Annotated in this window: 30 protein-coding genes; 2 read left to right on the forward strand and 28 right to left on the reverse strand. The window is 26.9% G+C overall.

What is annotated here, in order from left to right:
• Positions 1–367: 367 nt before the first annotated feature.
• Entirely contained in the window at positions 368–1,411 is a 1,044-nt protein-coding gene (locus tag J7M87_RS19405; protein WP_291653753.1) for an aldose epimerase family protein, read from the reverse strand.
• 601 nt (positions 1,412–2,012) lie between these two features.
• Between J7M87_RS19405 and J7M87_RS19410 the strand changes: the two genes are divergently transcribed.
• A complete protein-coding gene (locus J7M87_RS19410; protein ID WP_291653755.1) occupies positions 2,013–2,414 on the forward strand; it encodes a bacteriohemerythrin in 402 nt (133 codons plus the stop codon).
• A 50-nt stretch (positions 2,415–2,464) separates the two neighbouring features.
• Here J7M87_RS19410 and J7M87_RS19415 read toward each other — a convergent pair whose 3' ends face one another.
• The 10 genes from J7M87_RS19415 to J7M87_RS19460 form a co-directional block, all read right to left on the reverse strand.
• Positions 2,465–2,803 (reverse strand): DUF1653 domain-containing protein, encoded by a 339-nt coding sequence (locus J7M87_RS19415; RefSeq protein WP_291653757.1) that lies wholly within the window; start codon positions 2,801–2,803, stop codon positions 2,465–2,467.
• Positions 2,804–2,813: 10 nt separating this feature from the next.
• Positions 2,814–3,857 carry an NADH:flavin oxidoreductase/NADH oxidase gene (locus tag J7M87_RS19420; protein ID WP_291653759.1) on the reverse strand — a complete coding sequence of 348 codons (1,044 nt, stop codon included), beginning with the start codon at positions 3,855–3,857 and terminating at the stop codon, positions 2,814–2,816.
• Between the two features lie 157 nt (positions 3,858–4,014).
• Positions 4,015–4,383: a phage holin family protein gene (locus tag J7M87_RS19425; protein WP_291653762.1), complete on the reverse strand. Its 369-nt coding sequence runs from the start codon at positions 4,381–4,383 to the stop codon at positions 4,015–4,017.
• A gap of 226 nt (positions 4,384–4,609) precedes the next feature.
• Positions 4,610–4,906, reverse strand: coding sequence for a hypothetical protein (locus J7M87_RS19430; RefSeq protein WP_291653764.1), 297 nt, complete (start codon positions 4,904–4,906; stop codon positions 4,610–4,612).
• A 323-nt stretch (positions 4,907–5,229) separates the two neighbouring features.
• Positions 5,230–5,436, reverse strand: a complete 207-nt coding sequence (locus J7M87_RS19435) for a hypothetical protein (protein ID WP_291653766.1) — start codon at positions 5,434–5,436, stop codon at positions 5,230–5,232.
• Positions 5,437–5,685: 249 nt separating this feature from the next.
• Positions 5,686–6,087: a DUF1259 domain-containing protein gene (locus J7M87_RS19440; protein ID WP_291653768.1), complete on the reverse strand. Its 402-nt coding sequence runs from the start codon at positions 6,085–6,087 to the stop codon at positions 5,686–5,688.
• A 475-nt stretch (positions 6,088–6,562) separates the two neighbouring features.
• Positions 6,563–6,715 carry a zinc-ribbon domain-containing protein gene (locus tag J7M87_RS19445; RefSeq protein WP_008677353.1) on the reverse strand — a complete coding sequence of 51 codons (153 nt, stop codon included), beginning with the start codon at positions 6,713–6,715 and terminating at the stop codon, positions 6,563–6,565.
• Positions 6,716–7,398: 683 nt separating this feature from the next.
• Entirely contained in the window at positions 7,399–7,668 is a 270-nt protein-coding gene (locus J7M87_RS19450; protein ID WP_291653771.1) for a hypothetical protein, read from the reverse strand.
• Between the two features lie 83 nt (positions 7,669–7,751).
• Entirely contained in the window at positions 7,752–7,928 is a 177-nt protein-coding gene (locus J7M87_RS19455; protein WP_291653773.1) for a hypothetical protein, read from the reverse strand.
• Positions 7,929–8,175: 247 nt separating this feature from the next.
• Positions 8,176–8,535, reverse strand: coding sequence for a hypothetical protein (locus J7M87_RS19460; RefSeq protein ID WP_291653775.1), 360 nt, complete (start codon positions 8,533–8,535; stop codon positions 8,176–8,178).
• A gap of 26 nt (positions 8,536–8,561) precedes the next feature.
• On the opposite strand from J7M87_RS19460, the gene J7M87_RS19465 reads away from it, so the two are divergent.
• Entirely contained in the window at positions 8,562–8,972 is a 411-nt protein-coding gene (locus J7M87_RS19465; RefSeq protein ID WP_291653776.1) for a hypothetical protein, read from the forward strand.
• A 131-nt stretch (positions 8,973–9,103) separates the two neighbouring features.
• On the opposite strand, the gene J7M87_RS19470 is transcribed toward J7M87_RS19465, so the two are convergent.
• The 17 genes from J7M87_RS19470 to J7M87_RS19550 all read right to left on the reverse strand — a co-directional run bounded on the left by J7M87_RS19470 (position 9,104) and on the right by J7M87_RS19550 (position 22,629).
• A complete protein-coding gene (locus J7M87_RS19470; RefSeq protein WP_291653779.1) occupies positions 9,104–9,949 on the reverse strand; it encodes an N-acetylmuramoyl-L-alanine amidase in 846 nt (281 codons plus the stop codon).
• A 33-nt stretch (positions 9,950–9,982) separates the two neighbouring features.
• On the reverse strand, positions 9,983–10,189 hold the full coding sequence (locus tag J7M87_RS19475; protein WP_291653781.1) for a hypothetical protein: 207 nt from the start codon (positions 10,187–10,189) through the stop codon (positions 9,983–9,985).
• A gap of 1 nt (position 10,190) precedes the next feature.
• Positions 10,191–10,421 carry a BhlA/UviB family holin-like peptide gene (locus J7M87_RS19480; protein WP_291653783.1) on the reverse strand — a complete coding sequence of 77 codons (231 nt, stop codon included), beginning with the start codon at positions 10,419–10,421 and terminating at the stop codon, positions 10,191–10,193.
• A gap of 131 nt (positions 10,422–10,552) precedes the next feature.
• Positions 10,553–10,852: a hypothetical protein gene (locus J7M87_RS19485; RefSeq protein WP_291653785.1), complete on the reverse strand. Its 300-nt coding sequence runs from the start codon at positions 10,850–10,852 to the stop codon at positions 10,553–10,555.
• The gene (locus tag J7M87_RS19490) at positions 10,824–12,464 is read right to left on the reverse strand and encodes a hypothetical protein (protein ID WP_291653787.1); all 1,641 of its coding nucleotides are present in this window, start codon (positions 12,462–12,464) and stop codon (positions 10,824–10,826) included. Before J7M87_RS19490 ends, J7M87_RS19485 begins: the two co-directional genes overlap by 29 nt.
• Before the next feature lie 45 nt (positions 12,465–12,509).
• Positions 12,510–13,577, reverse strand: coding sequence for a hypothetical protein (locus J7M87_RS19495; protein ID WP_291653789.1), 1,068 nt, complete (start codon positions 13,575–13,577; stop codon positions 12,510–12,512).
• A gap of 16 nt (positions 13,578–13,593) precedes the next feature.
• A complete protein-coding gene (locus tag J7M87_RS19500; protein WP_291653791.1) occupies positions 13,594–15,630 on the reverse strand; it encodes a phage tail protein in 2,037 nt (678 codons plus the stop codon).
• A gap of 35 nt (positions 15,631–15,665) precedes the next feature.
• A complete protein-coding gene (locus J7M87_RS19505) occupies positions 15,666–16,049 on the reverse strand; it encodes a hypothetical protein (RefSeq protein WP_291653793.1) in 384 nt (127 codons plus the stop codon).
• 60 nt (positions 16,050–16,109) lie between these two features.
• Positions 16,110–16,808 (reverse strand): hypothetical protein, encoded by a 699-nt coding sequence (locus J7M87_RS19510; protein WP_291653795.1) that lies wholly within the window; start codon positions 16,806–16,808, stop codon positions 16,110–16,112.
• The gene (locus J7M87_RS19515) at positions 16,808–18,682 is read right to left on the reverse strand and encodes a hypothetical protein (protein WP_291653797.1); all 1,875 of its coding nucleotides are present in this window, start codon (positions 18,680–18,682) and stop codon (positions 16,808–16,810) included. Before J7M87_RS19515 ends, J7M87_RS19510 begins: the two co-directional genes overlap by 1 nt.
• Positions 18,683–19,111: 429 nt before the next feature.
• A complete protein-coding gene (locus J7M87_RS19520) occupies positions 19,112–19,741 on the reverse strand; it encodes a hypothetical protein (protein WP_291653799.1) in 630 nt (209 codons plus the stop codon).
• 64 nt (positions 19,742–19,805) lie between these two features.
• On the reverse strand, positions 19,806–20,405 hold the full coding sequence (locus J7M87_RS19525; protein WP_291653801.1) for a bacteriophage Gp15 family protein: 600 nt from the start codon (positions 20,403–20,405) through the stop codon (positions 19,806–19,808).
• Positions 20,405–20,746, reverse strand: a complete 342-nt coding sequence (locus J7M87_RS19530) for a DUF6673 family protein (protein ID WP_291653803.1) — start codon at positions 20,744–20,746, stop codon at positions 20,405–20,407. Before J7M87_RS19530 ends, J7M87_RS19525 begins: the two co-directional genes overlap by 1 nt.
• 8 nt (positions 20,747–20,754) lie before the next feature.
• On the reverse strand, positions 20,755–21,252 hold the full coding sequence (locus J7M87_RS19535) for a hypothetical protein (protein WP_291653804.1): 498 nt from the start codon (positions 21,250–21,252) through the stop codon (positions 20,755–20,757).
• On the reverse strand, positions 21,252–21,683 hold the full coding sequence (locus J7M87_RS19540) for a chloramphenicol resistance protein (protein ID WP_291653806.1): 432 nt from the start codon (positions 21,681–21,683) through the stop codon (positions 21,252–21,254). The genes J7M87_RS19535 and J7M87_RS19540 overlap by 1 nt, the downstream gene beginning before the upstream one ends.
• A 235-nt stretch (positions 21,684–21,918) precedes the next feature.
• Positions 21,919–22,326, reverse strand: a complete 408-nt coding sequence (locus J7M87_RS19545) for an RNA polymerase subunit sigma (RefSeq protein WP_291653808.1) — start codon at positions 22,324–22,326, stop codon at positions 21,919–21,921.
• Between the two features lie 90 nt (positions 22,327–22,416).
• On the reverse strand, positions 22,417–22,629 hold the full coding sequence (locus tag J7M87_RS19550) for a helix-turn-helix transcriptional regulator (protein WP_291653810.1): 213 nt from the start codon (positions 22,627–22,629) through the stop codon (positions 22,417–22,419).
• Between the last annotated feature and the right edge of the window lie 155 nt (positions 22,630–22,784).

A 22,784-nucleotide genomic window follows, 5' to 3' on the forward strand; every position in this document is an offset into this window, starting at 1 on the left:
ATATTAGATTTCAAAAAAGGTTAAAAAATATGGCTCCAATTAAATATCGAAGCCATTTTTGTAATTCACAATGATATATCCCTTTTAACAATGTCTACTTTTTAGGGGTCAGACCAAAACGCGAGCACCTTTTAAGCCATTGATTTTACCTACTTAAAGACATTTTTAAACTTTAATTTAAATTTTTAGCTATTATTTTTATATATGCAAAAATGGAGGTTCCAATTAGAACCTCCATTTTTATCGGCTAATAACAAAATTTATTTTAATAAAGCCATTCTGCTTATTATATATGGCTTAATTAATAATATACAGCTCAGTTTACCACTACTTACTATTTATACTCTAGTTATATATTTATTACAGGTTATATAATAGAAAATTTATATATTGTTTCTTTGTTGTATTCTTCATCTTTTCTTAAAATAGAGTATTTGACAAAACTATTATCCTCTCCTATAGGTGGACATTGAGTTTCTATAGCTAATGCACCTCTTCTTCCTGGCTTTTTACCACAATCTAAAAGTTCATCATCTGGGAAATTAAGTGAGTATAATACTACACTATTTTGATTTGTGTAAACGTCCATTTGTCTACCAGATGCTTTATGATACAATCTAAGTTTTATATCATTTCCTCCATTTAAAACCCATGGATGATCATATCCTTGTCCAATTTTAAGCTGATAGTCATCCTCTTCTATATCTCTTCCTATTGTTTTAGGGTTTGTAAAATCAAATGGAGTTCCTTCTATATTTATAATTTCTCCAGTTGGAACTGAGTTTTCATTAAGCTCAATTAAAAAATCGCTATCTATATATAAGTAATGACTTAATATATCTTCCTTACAATTTCCACTCAAATTAAAATAACTATGATTTGTTAAGTTAACCAATGTATCTTCATCACTTATTGCTTTATATGATATTTTGAATTCATTATCTTCCGTAATAGTATATCTTACTATTAAATTTAAATTACCAGGATATCCTTCTTCCCCTGATGGGCTTAAGTAATAAAATTCAGCATATGCTTCATTTTCATTAGCATTTGTTTTTACCTTTAAGAATTTCTTATTAAATCCGATATTTCCTCCATGTCCTTGATTTGCCCCATAATTTTTATTAAAAGATAAAACGTTACCATTTAAGTCAACTTTTCCATCTGCTATTCTTCCAGAGGTTCTACCTATTAAAGCTCCATAATATGATGGGTTTTCTTCATACAAATTAAAATCTTTATATTTCATAACTACATTTTCGATTATTCCATCTTTATCTGGAACTAATAAATCTGTTAATATAGCTCCATAATTTAATACATTTATTCCAAACCCCTTTGAGTTCCTTAAATTATAACTTTCAATATTTTTTCCCTTAAACTCTCCAACTAACACTTTTAAAATTTCCATAGTTTCACTCCTAAAACTTATTTAAATATTTTATTATGCTATATTTCATTTGTTAATTTACATCTTTAATGCTTAAGTTAAAGTATTTATAAATTATTTCTATACCTATTTTTATTACCATATTGATAATATATACCCATAAAATAGAAGAGTCAATCAGTTAATTAAATTTTTAGTAAAGTTTCTATATTTTCTTACTTCTTCTATAATAATATAACAGTTTACTATAGATATATTTTATATATAGTAAATTATTACTATATTTTATATTACGTATATTAAATATATATTTAATACTAAATTATATAAAATATATTATATCTTACTAATTTCTCATTCTTTATAACTTCTTTGTTATATTTTTCTTTTATTATTGTACATTTAATTTCCACCTATTATAATAAAATTATATGTTATTTTAGCTATACTAATATTATAAATTTTTACTAAGTATTTAGAATACACTTGAATTATTAACATATAAAATTAAAATATATGTCTCAATTTTTTATATTATTTAAACGATATAATCTTTTATAATTCAAATAAAACTTTATATCATTTTTAAATTGAATCATATACATTATACTGGGGGTATAATATGGGATCTTGGTCCGAAAAATTTTCTGTAAACATAGAGGTTATCGATAATCAACATAAAGAATTATTCGATATTCTTGATAGTTGCTATGAGCTCTTACTTAAAAATCATGATGATGATAAATATGATAAGATAATAGCAATTTTAGAACAACTAAAAGATTATACTATATATCATTTTAAAACTGAGGAAGAATTTATGCGTAAAAATAGATATTCTAAATTCTTATCTCATAAATTTGCTCATGATTCATTTATGGAGCAAATTAATTGTTTTGATATCTATTCAATAGATATAGATCAAAAACAGTATATTAATAATATACTAGATGTTGTTTCTAACTGGATTAAAGTACATATACTAGAAACAGATAAAAATATTCATAAATATCTAAACTTATAGCAAAAAATAACTGATAGTAATTATAATAAAATACTATCAGTTATTTTTAATTAATATTTAAATAATTCAAATCTATATTCTTGCTTTACTTCTGGATATTTTTCTCTATCTACTTCACTTAAAAACATTTCAATAGGCCTTGCATATATTCCCTTATCATCATAAAGTGCCTTATATAATACCAACTCCTTTGAGTAATTCCCTAAGTGAAAATATAAATTTTCTTTTTTATAAATATCTATTGTTGAGTTTAATTCAGTATGAAAAGCTTTGAGTACCTCGCTATCATTAAGAATATTTTTATCTTCTTGAATATTACTAACTCCCATAACGGCATAATAATTATTTTTAAAATGCTTATAAATAGCTGGATATTTAAAATCTCTCATGTCATTCCCCTTATTTATTTTGAATACTTCTTGGAAAACCTAACTCATATTGTTTAGGTAAATCAGTTTTCTTATTTAATTTTACAGCGGCTTGTAATGGCCAGTATGGATTTCTAAACATAGCTCTTCCAATTGCCACAAGATCAGCTTCTTCATTACCTATTATAGCATTTGCAAGATCTGGTTCATCTAATTTTCCAACTGCAATTACCTCTGTATTCAGTGCTTCTTTTATAGCTCTTGCATATGGAACTTGATAAGCAGCATGAGTACCTGGTCTTCCTGCTGCTGCTATTGGACCTTCTCCACCTGCACTTATATGGAACATATCTGCACCTGCCTTTTTATACTCTTTAGCAAGTTCTATTCCTGTTTCTATTCCATATCCACCTTCAACATATTCTCTTCCTGAAATACGCATTATTAAGGGCATATCTTCTGGCATTTCACTTTTAGCAGCTTTTATAACTTCTGAGCCAAACTTTGTTAAATCTTTTCCATATTCATCATTTCTTTTATTTGTTAATGGTGAGTGGAATTGATGTATTAAGTATCCATGTGCTCCGTGAATTTCTATAGCATCAAATCCTGCTTTAACAGCACGTCTAACAGCTAATCTAAACTTTTCTACCATTTCCTTTACTTCTTCTGTAGATAACCCTCTAGGAGTTTTACATGAATCATCAAATGGTATTGGTGAAGGAGCAACAGGAATTTCAGCATCTTCTGCTTTCCTACCAGCATGTGCAATTTGAACTGCAACCTTTGCTCCATACCTATGACATTCATCTATAATTCTTTTTAATGGCTCTATTTGATCATCGCACCATAATCCTAAATCATAATCAGTAATACGTCCATCTGGTTCAACATCTGTCATTTCTACTATTATTAAACCAGTTCCACCTATTGCTCTACTTACATAATGAATATAATGCCATTCTGTTGCTATTCCATCTTTCTTTTCTACTGAATATTGACACATTGGAGGCATAACTATTCTATTTTTTAATTCTAAACCCTTTATCTTATATGGTGTAAATAAATCTTTCATATATAACCACCTTTCCTCTTACTTTAATCTATATTTAGTATAAAAAATATACTTTTATAAATCAAGTACTCACTTTTAAGTTAGTACCTGATTTATAAAGTAATAGAACTCCCATTAAGAGAGTTCTATTACTTTATAATTATGAAATTAATTTATTCTACATAACTCTTGATGGGAATATAGCATCTAATACACCTATTACTAATGCAGCTATTAATGCTCCAAATATTGAAACTCTCATATTAGGAACTAAAAATTGTGCTAAATATAAAATTACAGCTGCAATAACAAATCCCTTTACTCCTTTTCCAAATGGAGAAGCATCTACACCCATAAACGCCTCTACTAAATAATCTAAAACAGTTATAACTACTGCTGCTAATACATAGGACCATAGCCCGCTAATACTAAATCCTGGAGTAAAAAAGGATGTTATGCCTAAAATAACTGCTACTAATATCAATCTTCCAATCCATCCCAAAATACTACTATTTCTATTTTCTTTTACATTATTATTTTGTCCCATAATAATTCCTCCTTCGTAAGATTCTATTAGTTTCTTATAGTATTAACTAAATTCAAAAAATTATTTCTTAAATTTTAAAAAAATAAATTTCAATTTAAATATAAATTTTTTAATATATAATTCTTATTATTTAAATAAATTTAAGTTAATAATCAAAAATATTATTAAAATCAATTCTAGTTATTAATATAAAAATTATTAAACTATCATTCTTATTTATATAAAACTAACTTCCATTCTTATTAATCTTTATTGTTCCTATAGTAACTAAAAGGTCATGTACAAAATTTGATCCTCTGCTTATTAATATTCCAGTCAACATTATTCCTAAGTATGGTATATTGGACTTTATGCTCAAAAGGTCTAACAAATCCAGTTTGGTTGAAAAAGTTATTATTAAAGATATACAAAGCGCTCCTATTTTATCAATAGATAATTTACCATTTTGCCATATCATTTTCAAAGTTTCCCAAACACTTTCTGCTAGCAAGGAAATAAAAATTAATATTATCAAGTTTTCCATACCATAATCCACCTCTTTTTATATTACTTAAATTATTTAATACAAGTACCTTACATTTATAATTCTTACATACTATTTAATACTATTTAAATGCACTTTTTATAACTATAATTTATTATTAAAACTAATTTTTTAATTTTATAAAGTTCTAATTGACATAAAACTTGTCTTTGATTTATTATCTATATCAAGTAGTTAATTATTTTCCAGGTAGATTTTTTTCATACTGCTTTCTACCTGGTATAAAAGACACTAAAAAAGTAGCACCTAGGACATCAATCCTAAGTGCTACTTATTTCGTATCAAGTTAAATTTATAAATATTTATTTTTGTAACTGCTTATTTAGAAGAAATATATTTTCTATCTCATCCCCATTCTCATCATAATATTTAACATTTGCTCCTGCTATGTATCCTATTGTATCTCTATCAAGTACACTCCCTTGAATTTTTAATAATATATCCTCATTCATAGGTAATTCTACTTCCTTTGTTTCATTATCCCTATCACATACTATCTTTACTTTCATAAATATCATTCTCCTTTATAATTTTAGTATGCTTCAATAAAAACTAAAATATTTCTAATAAATATAAATATTAATGCCAGTAAGAATACCGAATTGATACTCTTTCAAGTATTAATACTTCCTCTAACATAAAGTGTTTAGTTTAATATCTTTTAAATACCAAAAAAAATTATTTTTCTATAATCTTTTTATCAAAAATAGGATATCTAAAAATATAGATATCCTATTAAAATTATTTAAACTATACTACTATCTTTTTAACACCTTTAAAGCCTCGGCAACCTTTCTCGCAAAATCTAAAGGCCTATCAATTGATTCAAAATGAATATACATAAGCCTTGGATTATCAAATAGCCAATGATTATGCAATGCAGTTACAAGTATTCCTCTTGCTCTTAATGCAGATATAAAGTCATTTATTTCATTTTGAAGTATAACTGTTTCGCCTAAATTAAGAGTTCTACCATTATTATCGGGAGATTCAAAAGAAAACAATGCTGATAAAGCTAATGGTGATCGTGTTCTTCTTCCTAATATTTCTGCCCTTATATTTCTCATAAATGTTACTGTACAAACATTATTATCTGTACTTAGAATCTTAGCACCAAGTATTCTGGCAAATTCATTACAAGTTCTACAAAAGTTTACCATAAGTTTCCCTCCAAAATTAGATAAATCCTATAATAAATAAAATGAGTTTATCTATATATACATAATATGATATTCTGTTTATATTTGTTAATCATTATTGTGTATATTTTTTTTATTTTCAACTGTAACTTTATTTAAAATTATGATTTATTTACAAACTTATTAAAGCTAAAACTAACAAAATCTTGGTAAAGCTTCACTAAAGTATATTTAATATTATTATCATATATCCTTGTATAAGATTTTTATAATTACAAACAAAAAGTACTTAGATTTTACTCTAAGTACTCCTTCATTATTATGGAAAGTAGCTTTTTAAAGGATGCTACTAAGAACCTTTTCTCTTTATTTAGGTATATCATAAAGATATTTATAAATTCACTTTATTTGCCTCTTTCCGTATTGGGTACACTTTTTTATTCTTAAATAAAAAGGAGTTTTAAGCTCTACTTAAAACTCTCGATTAAAACAAAAATTATCTTCTATTTTGCTCTTTCTTAGCTCTTCTACAAGATATACATCTTGTTGGCTCATTATCGAATCCTTTTTCCTTGTAGAATTCTTGTTCTCCTACTGAAAATATGAATTCACTTCCGCAATCTCTGCATGTTATTGTCTTATCTGTCATAAATATTCCTCCTAAATTTAAATATTCCAAATGGATAATAACCTCTAATTTATGAGAAATTATTTATCTAAATCAAACCTATTTTTATTAGCTCTTTGCTATTTATTTATTATATCACATCATAATATTTTTTACAATACTTTTTTTATTCTAGAAATATTTCATATTTTAAAATAAAGAATAAGATAATATTATTAACTATAAATAAATAATCATAATATCTATACAGGCTTTTTTACTTTTTAACTATTATTCTAAAATAAGTTTAATGATTTATTGAATAACTGTATTTATACTAATTTTTTTATCCTGATAAAAGAAAAACACTAGTCATTAACCTAGTGTTTTTCACATTGCAAGACAAGCTGTAATCGAAGTTCTGTAATATTAAAACTTTGTAATTCACTAAAACTTACTAAAATTTAATTTTATTTATAAACCCTTTAAAATCAATAATTTAGAGAGTTTTTATTTGTAAGTTTAATGAACAATAGAATTTAGTAAATCTATGAATCACAAGAAAACCTTGGAAAAATCTCGGCAAATATAGAAACTCAAGACTAGGATTTATTATTATCCTAGTCTTTTTAACAATTAAATAAAACATATTCAAAAAACATTATTTTTGACCTTATTACATTTCTAATATATAATTAAATCAGTCAGTATATTAATTAAGGATTCTATAGTGTGCAGCTATATCTATAAGTCTTATTTTTATACTGGCTCTTTTTTATTTTTAAACATATACATTCTCTACCTTTTAATCTTATAAAATTATCTATTTCTTTCATAGCTAAAGATCTAAAAAATTCACTTGCAGAAATATGTTTTAAATCACAATATTTTTTTAGTTGCTTTTCTTTAGAATTAAGCCTAAATTCAAACCTATCATCTAATAATACTTCTTCCTTTTTAAATATAGAATTAATTAACTCTATTACCTTACTCAATCTACTCTCCCCCGCTTCTATTATTATTTCTTCTTAATACTTTTTAAGGCTTGTTCGTAATGTACGGACCTACTCTACCACTATTACTCTTCCTTTATGGTTACATTTGTATCCCTTATATCTGGTAATGCTATTAAGCCTAATAGCATATCTTTAACAGCTACAGATGGCACAGAGTACTCTAATAATTTACTATAAAGCCTTAATTCTCTCTCTTTATTCTTAGAAAACTCTATTATTATCCTTAATCTTTCTGCCATACTAGCACCTCCTATTTATTTCTTAGTAGTACATTGTATGCCTATGTTATACATAGTAGAAGATTCTTACTAAAGCTTTTAAATTTTTTTAATTGGATATTAATTTAAATAACATTATTCTATAAAAAGAGATTTTATAAGAATAGATTTAAGTATAAGTTTAATGTTTCTATGTTTATTTTCTTTATCAATAGGATTAATATTAAAATAAAACATCTAGAATAATATAAGTGCTTTTTATTAATGCTTAAAATTCTATAAAATCTTTTAGATTTAAATACATTTTATCATAAGTCTTATAATCACAAAAATATCTAGAAAAACTTAAAATTGAATCTAAATCATTTTCTAAAATCATAGGAGCAATATGTTTAATAACATATATAGTTTTAATATCGTCTCCAGTTAATTTATCTTCCCTAATAAATTTATTAAATTCATAATCAATAATGAAGTTAAAATAATGTGGGGTATTAGCTTCTTTTAATTGCCTTTTAATTAAATTAATACATTTTTCAAAGATACCCTCTTCATTTTCTATTTCAAGACTTATTATACCTTCTTTATTTATTTTCTTCATCATCTTAGCTATTTTCAAAAAAATCATTATTAGCATTTTCTATTGCTATTATAATGTCATTTTCATTAGTTGCAAATGCAACAGTTTTGGTCCCGCAAGAAAACATCATAAATGAAATTGAAGGACAATTCATAAGTATTACACCACTTACTAACCTCGATGAATTACCAAATATTGATGTAAACTCTGATGTTTATAATGATTTAAAATTATCGCAAGAAAATATGCCAATGACCATAAGCGTAGGCCAATTAGTGCATTCAAAAGCAACTAATATTGGAACAGATACACTAAGAGTTTCAACTCAAAATATCGGAATAGATACGCTTGATTTTGCTAGAATAACTGTTAGGATATATAAAAATAATCAACTATCTATGATTACAAGTAGAGAGGAACCTAATATCTTACCTATGTTTTGGAGAAATAATGACTTCTATTGTGCTGGTTATACGTCAGCTTAAATAACTATTTATGCTGAAGATGCCGGTGTGGGTAGCACTACTGTTTTTTACTATTATAGATAATCTTTAATGCTTATAAAACAAAAATCTAATAGGTAAGATTTCTCCTACCTACTAGACTTAAAATTATGCTATATACAATTTCCCCATCTTTCGTTGTTCACTTTATCAAACACAGGCATATATCTTCTAACTCTTGTATTAGAGCTAATCCAACTAATATATACATATTTATTAGTTATGACTACTAGATCATAGTACACACTCTCATTATATTCATATGATCCTGTTATTTCTGAAATATACGGTTTATTATAAAAATATACTCCCTCACTTACACATATAGTGCATTTTCCACTTTCTGAATATCTTTTAATTTCATATTCACTAGTTGATGGCTTACTAGTTATATTCTTTTTTCCAGGCTGATTATTAACCATTTCCCCTGTTAAGCCTTCTACTATAGCATTTGCAACTTTCTCATAGTTAAGCTTATTGACATCTTCTTGACTATCACAGAAGCATACTTCTACTAATATAGCTAAGGCATTAGTAGAAGTTATAACATAAAATTCTTCTATTTTTACACCTCTGTTATTAAATTTGCAGCTATCAGCAACTAAATCGTTAACTCTTTTTGCTATATCAATATTCTTATTATAAGATTCATCCTTTGAAAAATACTTTCTTGGTGCTACATATGTTTCTGTACCATTTCCACCACCTGCATTTAGATGTATAGAACAAAATACATCTAGCTGTTGTGAATTAGCTTTATTAACTCTTTTATTTAGACTATCATTTAAGCTAGTACATCCGCTATCTATAGTACAATCTACAACAATATGTCCTGCTGCTTTTAATTTGCTAATTACTAGCTTTCCAATATCTCTATTTGCATCACTTTCTTTTATAAATCCATTTGCACTAGTATCAAATCCAGCTAGACAATGTCCCATATCAATTCCTATTTTCATAATCAATCCCTCCTTAAAATAAAAGAAGCAAGATCACTCTTGCTCCTTAGTAGTTTTTACTGTTCCTTTTACTGTAGATTGTCCGAAATAGAAAGATATAATCATTATTGCTACAGTTGTAAATTGTTCTGTACTTACTACTTCTCTAGCACTTAAAATACAAAATACAATTATAACTAATAAAGCTATAATCTTTTTAACCTCTATTAGACTAGTTATCTTATTTAAAAACTTATTCATATTATCCTTTCTTATCTAATTTCATTTTTATATCTGTAACATCATGTTGAATATTATCAACTACATCAAATTTTTCAGCAAGGTTACTTATAATCTCTTGATTTTTATCTATTATGTTTTTTAGATTCTCTTCTCTTATTTTCCCTTCTTTTCTTGTATCTATAAGAAGCCATACAAATAATACTGCCCATGCTCCATTATTTATTATTACTTTAAATAATTCGTTTTCCATGTCTCACCTTCCTCTATACTAAAAACAGAACCTACTATTGTAAGTTCTATTCAACTAAATTTATCGTTTTCTGTAGTTAATTACTTTGTAAATAGGTTACATTAAAGTGAACAATATATCCTCTAACTTTCTTATATATCTACCGAATTAATAAATATATCAACTTTATTTTTTAAATAATTATAAGCACTAATTAATGGATTAGCCTTTTCTGTAGATAAAATATTAAAATATTTATTAAAATCTTCCCCTTTACATATATAGTTTTCAAAGGCAATTTTATTTTCTATTCCCTCTTGTCTATTCTCTTCATCTGTAAATCCTATAATAAATATCTGTGCTATCTTACCAGTATAAGTTATATTTACTCCACTTATTTTCCAGTAACTAACTTCTAAATTGTTATATTGTCTGTTCCTCTGTAACGCCATGTTCTAATCCTCCCATTATTCTAAAATATTCATCTGCATCCTTTCTTTGCCCTTTTATTATAAAATCTGCTTTTCCAGTTCCTATAACCTTAAAGTAACTCTTATTTTTTTCTATTATAACTATATCTGGATTAGTTGAAACTACTACATATTTACTAACCATCTTTTTATATATTTCATCTAAATAAATATACTTCTCACTATCTACTACTACCTCAAACTCTATATATTCTATCAAGGTTTGTGGTGAATCAGTTGGTGACATACCATACACAGTTCCGCCGATCTCCATAGTACCACCTATTTTAGTACCATTTGAATTGAAATAATGTCTTACGGTGTTGTAAGATCTTATCCCAACAGCCCCATCAGGGCTTATATATATCCCACAATCCGAATTTCCAACCAAACTTGTATATAATCTCATTGTCGAATCTGCTTCTAACCTACACCCATTATTCCCAAAATACACATTATTCCCAGTTTTAGCATTACCACTTATTCGTTTAGCATATAGATCATTATATATTGTTATATTTTTTTCAACAACCAGATCATTAGCAACGTTTACTGTATTTGTATTTAAATTTATGCTAGGTGATTTCATTTGACTCCAGCAACTTATTGTAAGATTAGCAGTAGATTTCTCAATACCTGCTCTTTCATCAATTTTACTATAATCATATAGATATATTGAATTACCTGAGATATTAAGATAATCACCAGTAGAATTATTTGAAATTGTTAATTGTCCATTTCCCAAAGTAGTTTTAACATTATTACCATAAGATGTAAGATTAATATTACCTGAAACGTCTCCTTCCAAAACAGTTTGTCCAGCCTTATTCTTAATTTTGATAGAACCATTCTTAATTGTAAATCCTGTTTTATCCATTACAAACTGTGTTGTATTAATGCTACTTGTTCCAGCATTTATAGCACTACTTATAGTCGTTGTTATAGCTGTAGCTGTAACCTTTTGCTCAACTGTATTTACTTTAGTTGTTAAGTTAGATATATTACCATTTATAGTAGTTATAGAACTTTCTGTACTACTTACTCTACTTGTTATAGATGTTAAGTTAGTTTCTATACTCGCTACTTTAGTATTAGTAGATGTTATTTTCTTATCTATTGCCATAACTGCTGTCTCAATATCTGTTTGTTCTACTTTTTGAGCTATTTGATTATTCAGTTGTGTTATACTACTTTGAATTGTAGATAAATTAGAATTTAAATTTCCTATAGAAGTTATATGCCCTACTACTGTGGTATTAATTCCATCTACTGCAGCCTTAATACTTGTGTAGTTATTCTTTAATGTAGTTATATCACCCTTTGCTATTTCATTTTCTGAAATTAATCCACTTATTTGCCCTTGTGCCACTGTTATTGCTGTTGTGTTAGCTATTATTTTTTCTTCTACATCTTCTATAACTTCGCTATAATCATTTACTACATCCCACGTACTTCCATTATACCTTTTTAAAATACTTGGACTTTTACTTGTATCTAACCACATCTCATCTCTAATAGGTTTAATAGGAGCTGTATTACTTATAGTTATATCATTTTCATCACGAATTGTTATTTGACCTATTGCCTTTATCATTTTTCACTCCCTTTTCTAAGAAAAATAGAAAGATTTGAATCCTCTCTATGATATCTCCACACTAAAAGTAGCCTTTATATCTACATCTGCATCTCCTACATTTAGAGCTTTTCCTGTTTTATAATTAATTCCTGTTCCACCAAAGTTACTTGATAAAATTCCATCCTTATCATATTTATACCACTTATAAATATATTTAGTTCCAGCAGTATCTATCTCGTTTCCAGCTTGAAATAATTTCGCAGTTAGAACTGTACTACCCATACTATTTTTGAATACATCTCCACCAGTAGAAGTAATACTAACTTGTATGGGATCACTATTATCTATAAAAGATATTGTGTCTACAAATGCTTGATTATAAGTATTGCTTGTTAAATCTGTATCTTTAATAATACATTTGAAAGTTGCAAAACTACTTACAGCATTTGCAAAGACTGTTAATGTATTAGTAGTAACTCCGGTTATCATATTAACTGCTTCTGTTAACTTTCTCCAACCAATTCCGCCACCTTGATCTGTTGTTACGCTAGAATCTTGTTGATACCACTGATATGTTACATTAGTATTATCTATCACTGAACCTCTCCAAAGATCGCATTGAGCTTTTAAGCTTGTAACTGAACTATTTTTAAATACATTCCCATCTGGAGACCAAGCTATAGCATCTGCTATACCTCCTCCATTAACGACTCTACTAAAACTAATGCTCATTTTATGGAGTAAATCTAGGTTGGTTGTTGAATCTCTATAAGTTACTTCGCAAATCCAATCCTTTCCTGGTAATCCAGCTAATAAATTAGCTTTAATAGTTAAAATATGTGATTTGCTACCACTCAAAGTATAATTCCCTGCACTTGCTATAACTGTAGAAGAACCTGCTTCAAACCATTTTACAGAAGTTATTTCCGTACTTGTTATAATATCTGTTGTTGTTCCTAGTTTATATAAACTAGGTGTAAGGACTAAATTAGTACTTGCCCAGTTAGGCGTATATCCTGCATTATCCGGATTATACATTTGTGTCTTAGGATGATTTGAACTAATAAACCCGGTTAATGTAAGCGCATCATTATAGTCTATTATTGATATTTGACCAGTTGCTATTGCCATTTTTACATCTCTCCCTTTATTCTAATATTTCACAATTAAATGTAGCTCGTACATTTACATCATCTTTAGTTATTAAAATTTCTTTAATTCCTCCCAAATGAGAAGAATTCCAAATTTTATCCCCCTCTAAATCATTCGATACTCTTGTCCATCTAAATCTATTAGCGTCTATTGAATTTGTAATATCTTCTTTACCCTTTCTAACTATGGCTATAAGCTTTGTGGAAATTTGACCATTTTTAAATATATTCCCGTTAATACTTATTATCTCAACATCATAGTTAATATTTGTCTTAAGTTCATTAAATGCTATGCTAAGGCTCTGCCCTGTTTCATCAAGTTCAACCTTACTAGATTTTATAAGCCCATGGTTCCCTTCATTTAATCCTGTTATTAAAGAACTATAATTAATTTGTTTTTCTCCTATAGCATTAGAAGCAACCATATTTTCTTTTATTAAATCATTAGCTATAGCTTTTTCTTTTATCCCAGTATGGTCTATTAAAGTTGTAGTCCCATCTTCCCCACGTAAAATAAAATTAAAATTTCCCATAGTATCTTGTCCCATTTGAATTCTAACTTTATTATTTTTATCTTTAAATTGTTGTGTTGATCCTATAATTTCTATTCCACCATCATCAGATTTAATTCTAAATTTATTTGTTGAAATATCTCCTGCTAATAGTTTATTAACACTAATAGCATCTATCATAGCATCTTTTATTACCGCATTATCTATTAATACATTCTGTGATGTTAAATGGAGTATTTGCCCATTTTCTCCACTTATGAATTTAGATAAAATAGTCTGCAGATTGGCTGTATTTCCTTCAATAACATTCACTTTTATATTAGCTGCTGTTAAATCAGTTATATTAGCTTTACTAGATTGCAATTGAATTATATTAGCATTTATTGAATCTAGCTGAGTTATTTTAGCCGTTGTTGTTTCCAATGTTCCTATTCTTGCTTCAGCAGCATTAAGACTATCAATATCTGCCTTATTTACTGTAATTTGATTAACAGCATCTTTTATTGCTTTTTCTGAAATTTTTCCATTATCTTCAGTAATATTGCTTACAGTCTTAGAAGAATCTATAAATTCCTTTTGTAATTCTTTAAAAGTAATGGTTGTATTTGCCATTTCACAATCATTTTTCATAGGATTATCTGGATATTCAACTATTTTTACTATACGTTGTTCTTCTTTTACTTTTAAATCCTTTGATATAAGAATTATTACATCTCCTAGTTTATAATATAAAATATTTCTATACTCATCACTTATTCTAGACAAATCTATAATATTAGCTCTATAACTTTTATAAGGTTTTGATAATTCATTTAGCTTTAATATAGCATCCTCAGTTAATGAATCCTTATCTGTGTATTTTTCATCTTTCCATATTAAAGTTTTTACCTTATTAGAATATTGATAGTTCTCAACTAATACCTTTATATCATCTTTACCAATTGCTAATAGATTTGTATAATAATCGTAAGAATTTGTTTCTACTTCTAATTCTTTTAAATTAAGAGAATCTATAAAATATGATCCTTTTTTAGATCCTATTTTTTCATAAACATTCACTATTTTATTTAAAGTATCAAATTCTAACTCTACTCTATAAACTTTTTTTGCCTCTTGTATCAAATCCCAAGTAGAACAATTAGCTTTTCTTACTGTTCTTTTTTTATTTATGGTACCAATCTTTTTTATGCTCCACCCTGTTCCTGCTACCACTAAAGTTAAACATTTATCAATAGTTTGCTCTGTACAATCAAAATGCGTCCAAGCCTTACCTTCTAAATCTTCCACATTCATTACAGCTACTACTGATTTCCATTTGCCATCATCTTTAATTTCCTTAATTACAAATTCATCAGTTTTATTTCTTATATAATATTCTTCAAATATATTTTGCGATAAATTACTTGGATATAAAAAAGAAAGTGTTTTATCTCCTGTATTTAAAACACTTTCTATTTTATAATCCTTATAATTCACTAATCCTTCTACCAGTATTTTATTAAAATCATATAATTGTAACAATCCAAAACCTCCTTTCATGATTTATAGTTTTATTGTTATTTAATCATATAATCAATTAAAATTAATTCTCTAGCTGATATATTACAATTACATTTAAATAAATCTTCTTTATCTATTAACTCTATATTAACGTCAATTTCTAAATCTAATAAATCTTTTATATCTCTATTCCAATTACCTATACACTCATTTTTTAATTGAATTGTATTATCCTCATTTAATTTTAGATTTTCATTTTCATCCTTAACTCCATATTTTTTTATTAATTTTTCTCTTTCATTATTATATATTGTTATTTCCTTTTCTATTGTACTTATATTTCTAGCTAAAATGTAGCTCACTCTTATATTTAAATCCATATCCATAAGTTTAGATAATATATCTACACTAGATAATAGTTTCTCATTGCTTATTCTCATATTAATCATCCTTTCTTAAAGTAAAAAAGAGCTAAAAAGCTCTCTTCTACTAATGCTATATTATAACCATCTTGGTTTATACTTTAAAGTTATATTACAATTATTTCTACTTAATGTAATTATATTCTTACCCGGTACTAATCGAGGAAATTCCCATATATCAGTATCCATAAATTTATTAGAATTATTTTGAGTAACTTTAGATTTTTCTCCATCTAAAATTATCTTTTTATTAATCTCTAAATTTTTAATAGTTATGGGTTCCTCGCTAAGTCCTTGTATAATTAGATCTTGCATAAATATAGTTGGGGTTATTTCCATTATTACAGGTGTTTCTATATTACTATTTAAATTGATAGTTTTAGTAAGTACTCCATTCATATAATCTATTATTTCTTTTGACTCTGCTATAACTAACATACTTACATCTAAAGTTTCATTACCTAGCATTATATACTTAATAGAAATATCTCCATCTATAGCTCCTCTATAATATAAGTCTATATCATCAAATTTTATAGTTGAAATTGCCAACTCCTTGATTAAGTTGCTTTTTATAATCTCAAGTTCATTACTATTTTTACATAAAAGATCTAGCTTAAAGCTTAATTTTTTGAACTTATAATTAAAATTCCTGTCAATCAAAGGTTCCTTAGAATTATCTAGCCAAAAACTATTAATATCAAACTCTGAATTTTCTATAGACCTTTCCAATAATTTTGCTTTAAACTTACTTATATCGATATCATTAATAAGCATTATCTCACCTTCTTCCCAGCTAATGCAAATTTATTGTCTACTTTTCTATAGGTGTATTCAGATATTTCATCACTATCCATATAGTTTTTTATTATAAATACTCCATTATCATTATTATCAACAGTTGTTTCATTGCTTCCTGAATCAGTTAAGCTACTCATCATTCCTAAAGATGTTTTTGAAGTTTCAAACTCTACAGTTGCCCTCATATTAGATGTTAAATTAGATACAGCACCTAAAATTTCTGACTCCATATTTTCTGATTCATCAACAAATCCTACTCCTATTCCTTGAGCCATGTATTTACCAACATCATCTCTAAAAACTCTTGATGGAGAATGAATTCCTAAAACACTCTTTACACCATCTACTATCCCTGAGAAGAATCCATTTACTTTCTCCTTTATCCATCCCCCCATTGATACGATACCATTCCATAGCCCTTGAACTATATTACTACCTATATCATATATTCTACCTGGTAAACCAGAAATAATATTTATAATACTACTAACCATATCTCTAGCAGCATTAGCCCCATTACTAACCATATTATATCCCCAGCTTACAATGCTACTTATACAAGCGCTTAACCAAGCTGCTATATTACCTGGTAAAGATGCAAACCAGCTAATTATGCCACTTATTGTATTACTTACCCATGTAAGTGCATTATTATATAATTCTGATCCCCATTGATATATATTGGTTATAACATTCACTAACCATACCCATATTGAACCTGGAAGTTGGGCAAACCAACTAATAATGTTATTCACTGTATTGCTTATCCATGTTATTGCATTGCTATATAATTCTGATCCCCACTGATATATATTTAATAATATATTCATTAGCCATTGACCTATCACTATAGGAAGTTGTGCAAACCAATCAGATATTCCTTGTATCCATAATGGAATATTTTCAACTAGGTATGTCCATATATCAAGACCCCATTGTATTATATTTCCTAATACTGTCCCTAAGGTAAAAGCAATATTATATGGTAATTCATTAAACCATTCTATTATACTACTAATCCACATTGGTATAGTTTCACTAAAGAAAATACCTACATTTTCACCCCATAATAAAAATGTATTTATTACACTATCCCATAACTGAGAAAACCAATCAGGTACTCCTTGGAAGAATTCTAGCAATATATTCCATGCGCTAGGTATATCTACGGTAAAAAAATTCACCAACCAATCCCATACTCCTAAAGCAGTGTCTTTAATTGCATTCCAACAGCTAATAATAGCACTACTAAAGCCTTCATTTGTGTTCCAAAGATATACTATAGCAGACACTAATGCAATTATTCCTATTATAATTAAATTAATTGGATTAGATAGAATACTTATAATATTTGATATTGTACTTACAGCTTTTAATGTCATTAATACGGCTACAATTCCAACTATTACCCCTTTAATTAACTCACCATTATCAAGAATCCAATTAAACAAATCTATTAGTTTAGGAAGACTATCCAATGCTAAGTCTCCTACTTTACTAATTAGTTCTACTATTTCATCTGCTAAATTCCTTAATTTAACTTGTACTTCTTCTGATTTCAACGCTTCTTTTAACTTTTCACCTAATTCATTAAATTTCTTCATGGCTTCTTCTGCAATCGGTAATAATATTTTTCCAATTTCAGTACTTAAATCTTGCATATTTAATTTTGCTATACTCATCTGATTAGCAAAAGAACCACTATTTCTTGCAAAGTCCCCTTGAATATTAGATGTTTCTTTTAACATATAATTATATCTTAAAGTTGCTTTTTCTGCTTCATTCATTTCACTGTAAGATTTATTCATCCCTTTAGACAATGCAAAAGCTTCTAAGTTGGCCTCAGACATATTAATTCCAAGTTTCTCTAATTTTTCACTTTGTCCTAATATTCCACTTTGTATAGTATTAAAAGCTTCTTCATGCCCAATATTATAGAAACTACTAAACTTAATTACCGTTACTTTCGTAATATTTAAAACGGAATAGACTATCTCTTCATCCTTTCATGGATGTGTGGCGCTTCAATCTAAGCCTTTCATCTTAAATCTACAGATTTCATAACCTTATATCCTCTACTTAGGTCGTATATCTTAGTCGTTACACCTTCAAAAAGATTTCTCTTTAAGCTTGGCTCGGTATTGGCATTTTATAAATTAAATATAAACTTATAATTTAGCTTTTCACCGATAGCACATATATTAATTAACTTATGCACACCTTATATTTATAAGTTCACCACATTTTTAATATGTTATTACTAACATATGGAACTAACTTTAATCCCCTGCAAGTCCTATAATACCTTGAGACATATTAACTGCTTCACTACTAGAGAATCCCATAAACTTCAATGTATCTGCCATTGTAATATTAAATTGTTTTGCTTCTATTTCACTCATTCCAAACGCATTAATTGCATTTTCAGCCCATTTATTAATGGATTCAGCTTCATTAGGAAAAGTACTCTCAATAATATTTTGTACTTCCTGTAAATTACTAGCTAAATTAATACTTTCTTTTCCAAAATTACCAATGGCCTTTATTGCTTCTGAAGAAATTATTTTATCAAAAATATCAGAACCCTTTTTAGTTATATATTGAAATGAAATTGAAGCTTTTTCTACTTCTGCTCCACCTTCTTTCAATGCTTCAATTGATTCTTTCTTCCACTCTATAATATCTTTACTTCCTTCTGAAAAAGTATTATCTAAGACATCTTTAAAATCATTTAAATTAGAATTAAGCCTTACTATTTCACTACCAACCTCACCTACAGCTTTTCTTAACTCAAGTAGAATCATTAATAAAAATTTTCTGGAATCTCCAAAAGCATCAGTTAAATTTTCTGAAGACTTTTTTATTTCATTTTCATTATAAATTATTATATCATTACTCTTATCATCCATCTTCTCACCTACTTTCTTGTAAAAAATAACAAGCACTTATAAAATAAGTGCTTGTCTTACATTTCTATAGTATTTTGCTTAAGTCCTTACCATTAAGTAAAGCCTCTTCAATTTCATTTATTTTTTCTAATTCATTTTTACTCTTAGGTATTTCGTAAAGTTGTTTCATATTTTTATAATACTCTCTTTGATTTTTATCTTTTAACTTGGATAAATCAATAGACCTATAACCAATTATCTTAACTATCTCATTGTCCTCTTTTAAAGCCTTAAACATAGCTTTAAATTTCCACCAATGTAAATATTCTATATCTTGTAAATCTACTCCATACTGGTCTAAAAATGCAGAATATATATAATCATCATCATATTCAAAGCTATATATCTGCTCTATTACTTTACTCTTTCTTTTTGATGAGCTATTATTATAATTATCTTTACCACATTTATAAAACCATAACATTTTTCCTACTGCTTCATTTATATTTTGGGGTAGAGTTGGATAGTATAAATTTAATGCATAACAAAGTTTATCTTCTTCTGATAAATTGTCATCCTGCATCAATAATTCAAAAAGAATTGATATTCTAAAATCACTATTTATTTTATACTTTTTATCTTCTATAACTACATTATTAGGTAATAAATCTATTAAAATATTCATTATTTTTTACGCCTTTGTGCTCTATTTTGAGAATACTTTGAAGAAATCTTATCTATTTCTTTATTCTTATTTTTTATTTCTTCTACTAAAGTTTCAAATGCACTTAAGCATGTAATTAAATTAAAAGAATCCCCAAATATCTTTTTTGAAGTTCCTTCCCCAAATAATTCATCAAATACAAAGAATACTGTTTCACATTGTTTTCTTATTATAATTGATGTTTTCAATCCTTCTAATCCCTTTTGAGATTCATTAACTTTTTCTAATGTTTTTTCATATCTTTCTGCAACAGCAGCATCAAAAATATTTAAATCCCCTATTTCAACTCCATTTATTATCATGATGCCTCCTATTTCACTGATGAATCTACAGTAAATGTATTAGTAGTTACATTGAATATACCTGCAACCATATCACCAATTCCTAATAGATTTCCTGTTGCGGCCATTTGACCATCATTATTATCAAATGATGCAACTTCTACTGCCACTCTAAATTTTCTTGCTTTATAAGTATTTGTTATTCCTTCTTCTGATACTTCTTTATCTAAATCAACAATAACATATTCTGTTTCGGCATCACTACCAATTTTTTGCATTTCACCAATTTCACATATAAATTCAACTGCTTTTTCACTTCTAATCATATCTGTATTAAAGCTTGTTGACCAATCATATCCTATAATTGCCTTTGAAGCTGATTTATCATTAATATATTTCTTAGATACTGTTTGTGCTGCTGGTGCTTCATTCAACTCTATAAAGCCTGCTCCCATTAACACATACTCTTCTGTTCCCTTTCCTACATTTAAATAATTTGCATAACTCTTTCTTTCTTTAACTCCCATTATTTCATTTCTCCTTCTCTTAAATAAATTAATTTACATTTTATTTGATAATTAACTTTATCATTTTCTACTTTTAATACATGTCCATTATTTATAGCCTCAACTGAAATTGCTTTTTTATTTTCTCCTAGATTAGGTAAATTCCCTTTATTAGTTTGCTCTTCTAACCAATCTAAAAACTCTTCATAAAAGCTTGAAATTTTTATATTCTTCATTACATTATCTGTATATATCTCTTTACTAACAAGAATAAAATTATATTCTCTTAATGTATCTCCATTTACATATTTTTTTATAATAATTTCATCAGGCTCTTGATTAATACTATATGTTCCAGCTTGATCACCTAAATAATTTACGTTTACTCCATTATCTATAGCATTAAGATACGGACATGTCATTATAAAATTTCTAACTGAATCTAAAATCATCTACTACCTCCCGAGAATATAAATATTACTAAACTAAAATATTCTCAAATTGTTTTATTCAATGCTTTTAAATTACTAGTGTAGCTTATTATCAGTTTTCTTCAATATAATCACCTCCTTAAAAGTAGAAAGAGCCACTTAAAGTACTAAGTACCAAGTGCCTCTTTCAATATTTTCTACAATATCATTATAGCACCTAATTTTTTTTAATATCTTATAAGTTCCTTAGAAAATACTATGATTTTAATAAGATATTATATTTAATTAGCTTTTTTAAAGCCTCTGTCTTTAATGTTGAACAATAAGTTTCTGCTAAACTTAAATCCATTGATATATACTTGATTTGATTATTGTTAAAATAAAATTCTTTAATTATATAGTTTTCTCTTTCACTTAAAACTTCTATTGTATCGTCTATTCTTTGTATCTGTATTTCTTTTAATCGAATTTCTCTTTTTATATCTCTCATTTCTTTTTCTCTTCTTACTATCTCATTCTCTACGCTACTATTAAATTTATATGTTTTGCTGCTTCTTTCTTCATATCCTATATTTTCAACACCCGTATAATCATTTTCTAATATCTCTAAATCTAATTTTAGATTTTTAATCTCTATCTTATTTCTCCTATAGTCATATAACATTTTTTCTAATAACTTTAATTTTTCACTTATATATCTTACTTTCTCCTTAAAATTTAATTTATATATTTCTAAATCTAACTTTTCCTACTATTAATCAAATATTTCATTTTCAGGAATTTTAAAAGCTTGAGAAATAGCTCTCCTACTATTTTTTCTTGGATAAACTTGTCCGCATTCCCAAGTCCAAAAAGCCTTTTGCACTGTAAAACATTTTTCAGCTGCCTCTGCTTGAGACCATCCATTTACGATTCTTAAAACCTGAATTTTTTTATACCATGGTAATCCTATTATTAATTCAACCATTTATATTACCTCCCTGTATTTAACATATCTTTTATTAAAACAATTTTACGTCATAAAAACGTAAGTGTCGATTCGAATTTTACGTCTTTTTTCTTTATACTTTATAAATATCCTATTTTAAATTTAATTTCCTCAACTTTACATATACTCTTTGA

Source organism: Clostridium sp. (genome assembly GCF_017888565.1).
Classification (GTDB): domain Bacteria; phylum Bacillota; class Clostridia; order Clostridiales; family Clostridiaceae; genus Clostridium.